We start from the raw sequence: 12,803 nt of genomic DNA, 5'->3' as shown, positions 1-12,803 counted from the left end.
GGAGGCGAGCAGGAAGTCGGGTGTCGAGCAGCCGAGAGGCTTGCGAGACACCCAGGTGTCGGTGCCTTCCAACTTTCCGCACCAAATGGAATTGGTCTGTAACAAGGCCTTTGACCACGAATTCGAATAAGAACTGACCGCTGTCCCAGGTTTTGTCGAGCGTCTGACGCGCGACGGGCGGCCCTTATTCAATCCAAAGAAAATGCCAACCCTTGGCAGGGTGAAGTGTTGGCGATCAAAACCCAACTGCATTGCGCAAGCTGCTTTAGAGGTCGTGAGATGAGTAAAAACAGGTACCCCAGATTACTAGGCCTAGTGCCGCTGCTCGGCACGTTGTTGCTGGGAGGCTGCAACATGACCTTGCTCAATCCAACGGGCCAGGTCGGCCTGGAACAGCGCAACCTGATCATCACCGCCACGCTGCTGATGCTGTTGGTCGTTGTGCCGGTCATCGTCATGACCTTCCTGTTCGCCTGGAAGTACCGCGCCTCCAACAAGAACGCCGTCTACACCCCGAAATGGTCGCACTCGACCAAGATCGAAGTGGCAGTCTGGACCATCCCGGTCCTGATCATCATTGCCCTGGGTTACATCACCTACAAGTCGACCCACTCGCTGGATCCGTATCGTCCGATCGAATCCGACGTCAAGCCTGTGACCATCGAAGTGGTCGCGCTGGACTGGAAGTGGCTGTTCATCTACCCGGAACAAGGCATCGCCACGGTCAACAAGATCGTGTTCCCGGCGCACACGCCAGTTAACTTCCGGATCACTTCGGACGCGGTGATGAACTCGTTCTTCATTCCGGGCCTGGGCGGCCAGATCTACGCGATGGCGGGCATGACCACCAAGCTGCACCTGATCGCTGACCGCAACGCTGAAATGGACGGTATCTCCGCCAACTACAGCGGCGCTGGTTTCACCGGTATGAAATTCAAAGCGATCGCAACTTCTCAGGAAGATTTCGACGCCTGGGTAAGTGAAGTCAAAAAGGCACCTAAACAGCTTGAACCAGCTGAATACGCAGCCCTTGCCAAGCCAAGCCAGAACAATCCAGTCGAGCTCTACTCCTCGGTCACGCCGAACCTGTTCCAGACCATCGTCGACAAGTACGAAGGCATGAAACCGGGCAAGCCGCTGAAGCACGAGAAGAAAGAGAAAGAAGTGGCGGCAACGGATATGGACTCGAATTCGCATTCAGCTGCCGGGGCAGAGGAGTAAACGATGTTTGGTAAATTAAGTTGGGAAGCGATCCCTTTCCACGAGCCGATCGTGATGGTCACCATCTCGATGATCGCGCTCGGTGGTCTGGCGTTGTTCGCTGCAATCACCTACTTCAAGAAGTGGACTTACCTGTGGACCGAGTGGCTGACGTCGGTCGACCACAAGAAAATCGGCGTGATGTACATCATCGTCGCCATGGTCATGCTGCTGCGCGGTTTTGCCGACGCCATCATGATGCGTACCCAGCTGGCCATGGCCACCGAGGGTTCGCCTGGCTACCTGCCACCTGAACACTATGACCAGATCTTCACCGCTCACGGTGTGATCATGATCATCTTCATGGCGATGCCATTCTTCACCGGCCTGATGAACCTTGCAGTGCCGCTGCAGATCGGCGCGCGTGACGTTGCGTTCCCGTTCCTGAACTCCCTGAGCTTCTGGCTGCTGGTGTCCGGCGTCGTGCTGATCAACCTGTCCCTGGGCGTCGGCGAATTCGCCAAGACCGGCTGGGTTGCCTATCCACCGCTGTCGGGTCTGCAATACAGCCCTGGCGTGGGGATGGACTACTACATCTGGGCGCTACAGCTATCGGGTCTGGGTACAACGTTAACGGGGGTTAACTTCCTCGCGACCGTGCTGAAAATGCGTACCCCTGGCATGAAACTGATGGACATGCCGATCTTCACCTGGACCTGCACCTGGGCAAACGTTCTGATCGTGGCTTCGTTCCCGATCCTGACCGCTACCCTGGCACTGCTGACCCTTGACCGTTACATGGATTTCCACATTTTCACCAATGAACTTGGTGGCAATCCAATGATGTACGTCAACCTGTTCTGGGCATGGGGCCACCCTGAGGTTTACATCCTGATCCTGCCGGCGTTCGGCATTTTCTCGGAAGTCATCTCGGCCTTCACCGGCAAGAAACTGTTCGGCCACCACTCGATGATCTACGCCTCGGGCGCGATCTCGGTACTGGGCTTCATGGTTTGGCTGCACCACTTCTTCACCATGGGTTCGGGTGCCAGCGTCAACGCCTTCTTCGGTCTGGCGACGATGCTGATTTCCATCCCGACGGGTGTGAAACTGTTCAACTGGCTGTTCACCATCTACCAGGGCCGTCTGCGCTTCACCAGCCAGGTTCTGTGGACCCTGGGCTTCATGGTGACCTTCGCCATCGGCGGCATGACCGGCGTACTGCTGGCCATCCCGGGTGCTGACTTCGTTCTGCACAACAGCCTGTTCGTGATCGCTCACTTCCACAACGTGATCATCGGCGGCGCGGTATTCGGCTACATCGCAGGCTTCGGCTTCTACTTCCCGAAAGCGTTCGGCTTCAAGCTGCACGAAGGCTGGGGTAAAGCAGCGTTCTGGTTCTGGATCTCGGGCTTCTTCGTCGCGTTCATGCCGCTCTACGCTCTGGGCTTCATGGGCATGACCCGTCGTCTGAACGCTACCACCAACCCTGAGTGGGTACCGTACCTGTACGTTGCCATGTTTGGTGCGGTGATGATCGCTGTGGGTATCGCCTGCCAGCTGATCCAGCTGTACGTGTCGGTGCGTGACCGCAACAAGCCGGAAAACATGTGCGAACACGGTGACCCGTGGAATGCCCATACCCTGGAATGGTCGACCTCGTCGCCACCTCCGTTCTACAACTTCGCTGTACTGCCAAAAGCAGACTGCATCGATCCGTTCACCGAGGCCAAGGAAAACGGTACTGCGTACAAGGCACCAGCCAAGTACGAACCGATCCACATGCCGAACAACACCGCCACTGGCGTGGTGATGGGCGCACTGCTGACCGTGTTCGGTTTCGCGATGATCTGGCACATCTGGTGGTTGGCGATCGCCAGCCTGGCCGGCACTGTCATCTACTTCGTGATCCACGCAGCACGTGACGATCAGGGCTACATGGTGCCGGTTGAAACAATCGAGCGCATCGAAGCCGAGCAGCACAAGCGTCTGGTAGCGGCCGGGAAGATCCCTGCTTCCGCAACCCGTGTTGAAACCAAGTTGGAACAGGCTTAAACAATGTCGAACTTAGTGACCAATGCTGGACACGCCCATGGTCATGACCATGGGCACGATGACCATCACCACGACTCGGGCGAGATGACCGTATACGGTTTCTGGCTCTACCTGATGACCGACTGCATTCTGTTTGCGTCGATCTTCGCGGTGTACGCGGTGCTGGTAAACAACGTCGCCGGTGGCCCGTCGGGCCACGACATCTTCGAACTGCCATACGTGCTGGGCGAAACCGCTCTGCTGTTGTTCAGTTCGATCACCTACGGCTTCGCCATGCTGGCGTTGTACAAAGGTAAAAAGCAGCAGGTTCTGGGCTGGTTGTTCATGACCTTCCTGCTCGGCGCAGGCTTTATCGCCATGGAGATCAACGAGTTCCACCTGCTGATCTCCGAGGGCTTCGGTCCTAGCCGTTCGGGCTTCCTGTCGGCGTTCTTCACGCTGGTCGGTACCCACGGTCTGCACGTGTCCGCCGGTCTGATCTGGATGGGCATCATGATGTACCAGGTCAACAAGCACGGCCTGACGGCGACCAACAAGACCCGTCTGAGCTGCCTGAGCCTGTTCTGGCACTTCCTGGACGTGGTGTGGATCTGCGTATTCACCGTTGTTTACCTGATGGGGACCCTGTAATGGCTAATGCACACTCCCATGACAGCCATGATGCTGGCCACGGCAGCGTAAAGTCGTACGCCATTGGCTTCATCCTGTCGGTAATCCTGACCGTCATCCCGTTCGGTCTGGTGATGTTCCCGACCCTGCCGAAGTCGACGACGCTGGCAATCGTCCTGCTGTTCGCCGTGATCCAGGTGATCGTTCACCTGTATTACTTCCTGCACCTGGACCGTTCCATCGCTCAACGTAACAACGTGATTGCGTTCGTCTTTACGGCCATCGTGATCGTGCTGCTGGTCGGTCTGTCGCTGTGGATCATGTTCAGCATCCACACCTACATGATGGCGAAGTGAGGTAAACCCGATGTCGCTCAAGCACTTTATCCAAATCACCAAACCGGGGATCATTTTCGGTAACGTGCTTTCTGTGGCAGGCGGGTTCTTCCTGGCCTCGAAAGGGCATGTCGATCTGGCCGTGTTTCTGGCAGCCATGATCGGCACTTCCCTGGTTGTGGCCTCCGGTTGCGTGTTCAACAACTGCATCGACCGCGACATCGACCTGAAGATGGAACGCACCAAGAACCGGGTGCTGGTCCAGGGCTTGATCTCCCTGAAACTGGCCCTGGTCTATGCGACCGTCCTGGGTGTCGCCGGCGTTGCGTTGCTGTACAAGGTGGCCAACCCGTTGGCTGCCCTGTTCGCCGTGATCGGCTTCATCATCTACGTCGGCTTCTACAGCCTGTACCTCAAGCGCAAGTCGGTTCACGGCACGCTGGTGGGCAGTCTGTCGGGCGCCATGCCGCCGGTGATCGGTTACGTGGCCGTGACCAACAGCTTCGACATGGCCGCGCTGACCCTGCTGGTGATGTTCAGCCTGTGGCAGATGCCGCATTCCTACGCCATCGCGATCTTCCGCTTCAACGATTACCTGGCCGCATCGATTCCGGTGTTGCCAGTGAAGCGCGGAATCCAGGTGGCCAAGAAGCACATCCTGATCTACATCCTGGCCTTCCTCGTGGCGACCTTGATGCTGACCTTCAGCGGTTACGCCGGCATGAGCTACCTCGCCGTCGCCGCGGCCATGGGCATGTACTGGCTGTACATGGCCTGGACCGGCTACAAGGCGGTGGATGACACGGTCTGGGCACGCAAGCTGTTCGTGTTCTCGATCTTCACAATCACCGCGCTGAGCGTCATGATGTCCCTGGACTTCAAGGTGCCGACCGAGCTGCTGCTGACGTACGCGCCGTAAGGTTCGAACGTTGTACGAGAAACCCCGTTCATCGAGAGATGAGCGGGGTTTTTTGTTGCTCGGATGATGGATAAACGACGTCCTTTGTCGCGAACAGACTCTCTCCCAAAAGGGTGGGGTAATCAGCCATTCCCTCGAAACGACTAGCTAGAAATCGACAGGTTGCGGTCGATAGGCAAAAGCCCTAGATTCGGATCCAACTACATGCATCGATCAAGAGGCTGGGCGAAATGACTGAGAGGATGACCTGCGACGAGCGCTTCATTGCCCTGGCAAAAGAGCTGAACTACGACATCAACGGTGAGAACACGGTGGGTGGCAATTACGCGCCGTTGATCCGTCATCACGACGAGATTTACATCAGCGGCATGGTGCCGCGCACCGAGGGCAAGATTCAGTATCCGGGGCGGGTGGGGCAGGAGCTGACGCTCAAGGATGCGCAGGCCGCGGCGAGTATCAGCGCGATGCGTTGTCTGGCCTTTATCGTCGATGCAGTCGGTTCGCTGGACAAGGTCAGGTCGTTGTTGCGGGTCACGGTGTACGTGAAGTCCACGCCGGATTTCGTTGACCTCAGCGAAGTCGCCAACGGTGCATCGGATGTATTCAGTTATGTGTTGGGCGATGTCGGGCGGCACACCCGCACCACCGTCGGCGTCTATCAGTTGCCGAAAAACGCAGCCATCGAAGTCGACATGATTGCCGCCGTGCACCCATCGGCATAACCGCCAATCTGCGGACAACAAAAAGCCCCGCCTGAATTTCAGAGCGGGGCTTTTTCGTCAGCGCCGGTATTACTGGGCGGCGATGCTGTAGCCATCAAACGCGGTCTGCTGTTGCAGCGCGGTGATGATGTTTTTGCGGTTGATCGCGTGCTCGGTGCCGGCGTTGTCGACGAAGGTTTCGCCTTCGATTTCCGCCTCTTCGCCTTCACCGACGAAGGTGAAGCCGAGGAACTCCAGTGCCTCGCGATCCACGCTCAGGCGCGAACGCGGTGTGCGCATTGGCAGGGTCACGCTGATGCCGTCCTTGCTGATGCTGAACACTTCGACGTCTTTCTTGGCGCGTGCGGCCTTGCTCTTGCCGCCGCTCGGGCTGCTGATCGCTTGGTGAGTCTGGTTCAGAACCTTGAGGGCCAGGCCGTAGACGATTTCCTGGAACGCCGGATCGTCCTTGAAGCTCGACAGGATGCGGCTGATCGGGAACTTGCTGCTGAGGTCTTCGAGGGCGGCGATGTCGGCGGCTTCGGCGTCCTTCAGGCGCTTGAGTTCGCCCATCAGCTCGTAGGCCTGGTCGTCATCGAAGCGGTCGTGGGCCTGACGGATCGCGGCGCGCAGTTCGCGGATCTGATCGCTCTCGCGGCTCGACTGGAACGCGTCCAGCACCATCTCGCTGATGATCTTCGCCTGTGGGATGTGTTGTGAAAGATTGATGGAGTTTTCGTATTCCGCTTTGGACGACAGAGTGACTACGGATTCAGCGGTGTTGAAATCGGACATTGAAATTTCACTACTTTTTTAACTTGAGATGAGACGAGAAAGCGCGGGGGGCTTTTTCAGGCCGACTAATTTAGGGGAGCGCGGCGGCGTTGTCACGGAGCAAGGGGCCGGCGGTGCCGATTTTTTATCCGGATGATTTGTGAGGGGCAACCAGACACCGCGCGTGCCTTGGCTCATTCATTGGCGACAGCGTTCTCCGGTAGCCGCCGGGACGTCAGGCCACGCAGCGTCCAGTAGAGTTTCAGAGAGCGGGTGCTGATCAGGCCGCACATGAACCCCGAAATGCCGGCCTTGAGCAGCAGCATGTCCGGGGACGCGGAACGCTCCGGATTCACATCATTCTGGTAACCGAAGTAGTAGTTCGCGGAAAAGAACATCAGGTACATGATCAGGATTTTTACCGTGCCCGGCATGATCAGCCCTTTCGCAGAGTCGTCTAGCACCACGCCCCGCCGAGAGAACACCAGCCAGGCCGAGAGACCGCCCAGCAACAGCGCGGCGAACCATATGCTCAAAAACAGCGCCGGGCTGATCGTCAAATTCAGGGAATACAGCGACCACGCCAAAAACGCCGGGGGCGTTATCAGCATCGAGGCACGGCTTTCGCGGCGGGGAGAGAACGCCTTGATGCCGAAATAAACCAGCAGCAGAAAAATCAGGTAAACCCGTATCGGAGTGTTTTGCAGAATCGTGAGCATTGCGCAGCATCCATGCTGGAAAAGGAGGAGGGTGGAGCATAGCCGGGGTCACAGTAACCGTCGGCTATTTCAGCCGCAAACGCTCCATCGCGATCACCGACGTTTCAAACCCCAGGCTGGCAAAAAACGCTTCCGCACCTTCGCGCCCGGCACGCAGAACCCAGGTAATGTCGCTGTTATCGCCCATCACATGTTCGACCAGCGCCCGCCCGATGCCCGCGCGCCGGTGTTGCCCGTCGACCACGACCATCGACAGGTAGCCGTTGGACAAGCCATCGGTGATGCCACGGGCGAAACCGACAATCTGCTGGCCGCTCAATGCAACGGCCGTGCGCTGAGAGTTCTGAACAAGCTGTGCGAAATGTTCGGCGGTGCCGGTGCGATGGCCCCAGCCGTGCCGTTCTAGAAACTGCCTTGCTGCCTCCACTTCCGTGGGCAGGAGGTCGCGTATTGAAATGCCTTTGTTCATTCGTTGATTCCGTCCCTGGTGTATTTCCAACAGTAGTCGCGTTGCCTACGGTCTGCCCCACATCTGCATGGCGAACTCGACGAAGCGACGCAGTTTAGGCAACCGATAGCGATCCGGCGCGTAAAGCAGATGCATCGGGCGGTTCGGCGGCTGATAGTCCGGCATCACCACGACCAGTCTGCCGTCGCGCAGGTCCTGTTCCACCAGCGCGTCCGGCAGCATCACGATGCCCATGCCGGTGCGCGCGGCTTGATGCAGGCCGGCGGAGCTGTTGATCAGCATCGGGCCTTTGACGTCGACCATGATTTCTCCCTCCGGGCCGCTGAGGCGCCACTGCTTTTCCACCGATTGCCAGTCGTCACCGGCGGGATAGGCAAAGGACAGGCAGTCGTGCTGACGCAGCTCTTCAGGCGTGAGTGGCATGCCGCGTCGGGCCACGTATTCCGGGGAGGCGCAGACCGTCAGGGTGTAGTCGATCAGCGGGCGGGCGATCAGGTTGGACTGGTCGAAGTGGCCCAGTCGGAAGGCCACGTCGAGACCGCTTTCCAGCAGATCCGGACGGCGGTTGGTCAGGATCACGTCGAGTTTGACCTGCGGACATTGCAGGGAAAATTCACTGAGCGCCGGGGCCAGGCGTTCAACGCCAAAGGTCAGCGGCGCAGTAACCCGCAGAATGCCGCGCGGTTCATCCAGCGTCTGCTCGGCGAGGCGTTCGGAGTCGGCGACTAGACCTAATACCTCCAGGCAGCGCTGGTAGTAAACGCTGCCGAACTCAGTCAGTCGCTGACGGCGGGTGGTGCGTTGCAACAGTTGCACGCCGAGCCTTTGCTCCAGCGCCCGCAGGTGATTGCCCACCATGGTCGTGGACATTTCGCACTGCAGCGCGGCCGCCGTCATGCTGCCGGACTCCACAACCTTGACGTACACGCTCATCGACTGGAATAAATCCATTATCAAGCCCGGCTTTTAAATGATTGAAGTTTTGCCGAGTTTATCCAGTTCAGGTGGATAACCATACTGCCAGCACCTCTCACCTCGCTGGAGTTTGCCGACATGACCGCCGCCCTGATGAACACCTATCAACCTCTGGATTTGAGCTTCATCAAAGGCCTGGGCACCCGACTCTGGGATCAGGCGGGCCGCGAATATCTGGACGCGGTGGCGGGCGTGGCGGTGACCAATGTCGGCCATTCGCACCCGCGCATCGTGTCGGCGATCAGTGAGCAGGCGGGATTGTTGCTGCACACCTCCAATCTCTACAGCATCGACTGGCAACAATCGCTGGCGCAGAAGCTGACACGGCTGGCGGGGATGGAGCGGGCGTTCTTCAATAACTCCGGTGCCGAGGCCAACGAAACCGCGCTGAAACTGGCGCGTCTGTGCGGCTGGCGCAAAGGCATCGAACAGCCGCTGGTGGTGGTGATGGCCAACGCGTTTCATGGCCGTACCCTCGGCACCTTGTCCGCCAGCGATGGCCCGGCGGTGCGTCTGGGTTTCAATGACCTGCCCGGGGATTTCATCAAAGTGCCATTCGGCGATCTTCAGGCGCTGGAGCAGGTGCAGCGCAAATATGGTCAGCGGATCGTGGCGATTCTGGTCGAGCCGATCCAGGGTGAAAGCGGCGTGCAACCGGCGCCGCCTGGCTACCTCAAGGCCCTGCGTGAATTGTGCAACCGTCACGCCTGGCTGCTGATGCTCGACGAAATCCAGACCGGCATCGGCCGTACCGGCCGCTGGTTTGCGTTTCAGCACGAAGGCATCGTTCCCGACGTCATGACCCTCGCCAAAGGCCTGGGCAACGGCGTGCCGATCGGCGCCTGCCTGGCACGGGGCCGGGCGGCGGATCTGTTCACCCCCGGCAGCCACGGCAGCACCTTCGGCGGCAATCCACTGGCGTGTCGGGTAGGTTGCACCGTGCTCGAGATCATCGAGGAACAGGGCCTGCTGGAAAATGCCAGGGTCCAGGGCGAGTGCCTGCTGACCCGCTTGCGTGCAGAGCTGGCGGACAATCCGAATGTGCTGGCGATTCGTGGACAAGGGCTGATGATCGGCATCGAACTCAAACAGCCGATTCGCGACCTGACACTGATTGCCGCGCGGGATCATGGACTGCTGATCAACGTCACTCGCGGCAAGACGATCCGGCTGCTGCCGCCGCTGACGATTGATGAGCGGGAGGTGGGGATGATTGTCAGAGGGGTGGCTCGGGCGCTGGGCGAAAGCTGATTGTCCCGGTTGCGTCTGAAATGGCTGCCGTTTTATCGGCAGCCATTTTTATTTAATCAGGATAGTCCGACAAATCCGGCGCCAGCATCCGGGTCTTCGGTGCGCCGTTCGCGTTGTGCTGGATGATGTCGTTCGGCTGCCCCTGTTGGTTGAAAAACACCTGACCAATCCCCGCCGAATTCCACAGCCGCTCACCCGCTTCGGCGTGTTCCGGCACGTATGGGACGATGCGCATGCGGCGGCGTTTGGTCAGCCAGTTGAGGGGGGAGCGTGGTGAGTAGAGCCAGCGGTTGAGGCGGTCGAACCATTCCAGCAGGGTAGGCGGGAACTCGTTCTTGATACCGCTGCTGGTGATTTGCCAGATGCGCGGGCCGGCCTTGCGGTGTCGGATCAGGACTTCGTAGACGAAGGAATAATGCACGTCGCCTGACAGCACCACGTAACTGCCCGGTGTACGCGAGTGTCGGAAAATGTTCAGGATCACCTGGGCTGCGCCGCGATGGGCCATCCAGTTTTCTGCGTCCACCAGCAGTGGATAACCGCACCAGCTGAATACTCGCTGCACGGTTTCGATCAGCTTCACGCCGAAGATCGGTGCCGGCGAAACGATGATCGCCGAAGAATGGTCGAGCAGTTCCTGCTGCAGTTCGCTCAAGGCTTCCCAGTCCAGCAAACCCGACGGTTGCTTGAGCGCCATTTCGCTGCGCCAGCGTCGGGTGCGAGTGTCGAGCACCACCAGCGCCGGGCTGGTCGGCAATACGAAATGCCATTGCTGAAAGCGCAGCAGTTCCTCAATCAATGCGTCCTGCACGGGAGCGTCGAGATAGAGGTCGTCACCGCTGGCGCTCAGGCCTCGGGTTTTCTCCAGTACAGCGCTGAATGCATCCGGGTTGTTGCCCCAGCCCTGACACAACATGTAGGCGATCAGCGCGTTGCCGATGATGCGTTTGGAGAACGGGTGGCCGTAGGCCGTTTCCTCCCATTGCGCGGACAGGTTCCAGTCATCGGTGATGTCGTGGTCATCGAAGATCATCAGGCTCGGCAAGTGCGCCAATGCCCGGGCCACCTGGCCGAGGCCGGCCTTGAATCCGTCGATGCGAGTCTGTTCGAGGGCATAGCGCTTGAGGCGTTCAGGCGTCAGTGCTGGCGGCTGCGGATTGACCAGTGTCCAAGGGGTTGGCGACCACACCAGCAAATACATCGCCATGACTTCGGCAAACGTCACGAGGTGATTGTCGGCGCTGCTGCTGGTGAAAATCGGCTTGCGTGCACCGCCGAAGAAACGCTCGCGCAATGTCTCGTTGCTCTCGAGTGCCGGCAGCAAATCCGCACGATGGTAGTAGCTGGCCGGATGTTCATAGAGCTTCGCGCTGTCGCTGACCACCGCGCCTTCGAGGTGCTCACCGAACAGACCGAGGCGCTCGATCAGGGCATGAATTGCCCGCAACATCGGGCCGGCAACGTCGTCGGCGTAAACCTGATCGCCGCTCATCATCAACAGGGCGGGACGTTGCTGCGGATCGGTTTCGGCGGCCAGCAACCGGTCAACGCAGAGCAGGCCGTCGGCGGCCGGGTGATGGGGCTTGCGGCAGGAACCGTGCAGCAACTGGTCGATGCGAGAACGCAGGACGAAGTTCGGGCTGGTGGCGTTGTCGTAGAGCAGGTGCGGCGCCCAGTCGGCGATGGGCTGCTGGCCATCGATCAACAGGTCGTAGTCGATGCGGGTGTCACAGGGCAGGGCGGTTTCCAGCGGAACGTCGATCAGGTGAACAAACGCCCGGGTGCCTACCGGAATGACCGTGCATTTCCCGGCACCCAGTGGAATGTCTCCTACGCCTTGCAGGCGCAAGGTCAACGACAGTTCGCGGCTGCCGACCAGCCAAAACACTAAGCGCGTTGGTTCCAGTCGGCGCAGCAGTGGCCCGGCCAGAACAGCAGGCAACGGGCTCAGGTCATCAGGTGTCGGAGGCATCGGGGGAAAAGCTCAAGGCGCACAGGCCGGCGATGATAGCGCAGCCGGCGCCTCGAACCCTTAAACCAGGCTTAAGAGCCCGTTTTTTCCAGCTTCAGCGCCAGCAGGCGCCATTCGGCAGGTGTCGCGTCGACTCGTGGCTGTTCCTGTACGGAGCAGTCGAAGCGGTACGTCACATCGTCGCCATTCATGTTCCGCGCGGTGACGGTGTTGCTGAAGGTGTAGACCTGATCCTTGAAGCGTTGCGGCGTCAGGCTTTTGCTGTCGGCAAACCGGGCAGACGCAGGGAAGCGCAAGGTGCTGGTCACGAACGGGCTGCACATGACATACGCGAGCATTGACTTGTCGCCCTGCGCATCGGCGCGCAGTTTTTTGCTCAGTGCCGTCAGGGCCTTGCGTCCCTCATCGTCACTCTGGTCGATCACGGTTTGCACCGACATCGTCTTCGGCGCGCGACTGGCGTAGTTCGGCAGCAGCGCGGAATCCGCTGGAGAGGGCTTGTTGTCCGGCTCGATAGCGGCAAACACCGGCGCATCTTTCAGCGCAGCAGGACTTGCAACTGCCTCGGCTTCCGGCAGCAACGAGGTCGGTTCGGCTTGCTGCTGTGCCACGACGTTTTCAGTCTGCGCGGCTTCGTAGCGATGCGCCGACGGGAACAATGAAAAAGTGATCGCCAGCACCACCATCGAAACAATGAAACCGCCCGCGACACCGACCAGGTTGGCGTAAAACAGATTCCAGCTGCCGCGGTTTTTCACCACCCAGCGCCACATGAAACCCCAGGCCGCGACAAATGCCAGAAAACGCAAAAACTCCATTCGATC

13 protein-coding genes are annotated in these 12,803 nt (G+C 59.2%); 7 read left to right on the top strand and 6 right to left on the bottom strand.

The features are described from left to right. The first annotated feature begins 279 nt into the window (after positions 1-279). From cyoA to LOY31_RS23780, 6 genes are all read left to right on the top strand, one after another. Complete coding sequence (gene cyoA / locus LOY31_RS23805) at positions 280-1,221, top strand: ubiquinol oxidase subunit II (RefSeq protein WP_085606895.1); 942 nt, start codon at positions 280-282, stop codon at positions 1,219-1,221. 3 nt (positions 1,222-1,224) lie between these two features. Then, on the top strand, positions 1,225-3,255 hold the full coding sequence (gene cyoB, locus LOY31_RS23800; protein WP_007956721.1) for a cytochrome o ubiquinol oxidase subunit I: 2,031 nt from the start codon (positions 1,225-1,227) through the stop codon (positions 3,253-3,255). A gap of 3 nt (positions 3,256-3,258) precedes the next feature. Next, positions 3,259-3,885 carry a cytochrome o ubiquinol oxidase subunit III gene (locus tag LOY31_RS23795; protein ID WP_007956720.1) on the top strand — a complete coding sequence of 209 codons (627 nt, stop codon included), beginning with the start codon at positions 3,259-3,261 and terminating at the stop codon, positions 3,883-3,885. Beyond that, complete coding sequence (gene cyoD, locus LOY31_RS23790; protein WP_007956718.1) at positions 3,885-4,220, top strand: cytochrome o ubiquinol oxidase subunit IV; 336 nt, start codon at positions 3,885-3,887, stop codon at positions 4,218-4,220. The genes LOY31_RS23795 and cyoD overlap by 1 nt, the downstream gene beginning before the upstream one ends. A 10-nt stretch (positions 4,221-4,230) precedes the next feature. Then, on the top strand, positions 4,231-5,118 hold the full coding sequence (cyoE, locus tag LOY31_RS23785) for a heme o synthase (RefSeq protein ID WP_007956716.1): 888 nt from the start codon (positions 4,231-4,233) through the stop codon (positions 5,116-5,118). A gap of 230 nt (positions 5,119-5,348) precedes the next feature. Beyond that, the gene (locus LOY31_RS23780) at positions 5,349-5,840 is read left to right on the top strand and encodes a RidA family protein (protein WP_007956714.1); all 492 of its coding nucleotides are present in this window, start codon (positions 5,349-5,351) and stop codon (positions 5,838-5,840) included. Between the two features lie 69 nt (positions 5,841-5,909). Here LOY31_RS23780 and LOY31_RS23775 read toward each other — a convergent pair whose 3' ends face one another. The 4 genes from LOY31_RS23775 to LOY31_RS23760 form a co-directional block, all read right to left on the bottom strand. Further along, a complete protein-coding gene (locus LOY31_RS23775) occupies positions 5,910-6,614 on the bottom strand; it encodes a hypothetical protein (protein ID WP_127799796.1) in 705 nt (234 codons plus the stop codon). Between the two features lie 173 nt (positions 6,615-6,787). Further along, positions 6,788-7,312, bottom strand: coding sequence for a DUF6622 family protein (locus LOY31_RS23770; protein WP_221535353.1), 525 nt, complete (start codon positions 7,310-7,312; stop codon positions 6,788-6,790). Between the two features lie 64 nt (positions 7,313-7,376). Beyond that, a complete protein-coding gene (locus LOY31_RS23765) occupies positions 7,377-7,781 on the bottom strand; it encodes a GNAT family N-acetyltransferase (RefSeq protein ID WP_221535352.1) in 405 nt (134 codons plus the stop codon). A 45-nt stretch (positions 7,782-7,826) separates the two neighbouring features. Further along, positions 7,827-8,732 (bottom strand): LysR family transcriptional regulator, encoded by a 906-nt coding sequence (locus LOY31_RS23760; RefSeq protein WP_221535351.1) that lies wholly within the window; start codon positions 8,730-8,732, stop codon positions 7,827-7,829. 102 nt (positions 8,733-8,834) lie between these two features. Here LOY31_RS23760 and LOY31_RS23755 point away from each other — a divergent pair, with 102 nt between their 5' ends. Further along, positions 8,835-10,007 (top strand): aspartate aminotransferase family protein, encoded by a 1,173-nt coding sequence (locus LOY31_RS23755; RefSeq protein WP_221535350.1) that lies wholly within the window; start codon positions 8,835-8,837, stop codon positions 10,005-10,007. A 52-nt stretch (positions 10,008-10,059) separates the two neighbouring features. Here the strand turns inward: LOY31_RS23755 and LOY31_RS23750 are convergent, their stop codons facing one another. Continuing rightward, positions 10,060-11,979: an alkaline phosphatase D family protein gene (locus tag LOY31_RS23750; protein WP_258712283.1), complete on the bottom strand. Its 1,920-nt coding sequence runs from the start codon at positions 11,977-11,979 to the stop codon at positions 10,060-10,062. Between the two features lie 71 nt (positions 11,980-12,050). Next, positions 12,051-12,797, bottom strand: a complete 747-nt coding sequence (locus LOY31_RS23745; RefSeq protein WP_258712282.1) for a hypothetical protein — start codon at positions 12,795-12,797, stop codon at positions 12,051-12,053. Between the last annotated feature and the right edge of the window lie 6 nt (positions 12,798-12,803).

This window comes from Pseudomonas sp. B21-021 (genome assembly GCF_024749205.1).
Classification (GTDB): Bacteria; Pseudomonadota; Gammaproteobacteria; order Pseudomonadales; family Pseudomonadaceae; genus Aquipseudomonas; species Aquipseudomonas paraglycinae.
The sequence above is the reverse complement of the archived record's forward strand: the minus strand, read 5'-3'. Positions and strand labels throughout refer to the sequence as shown.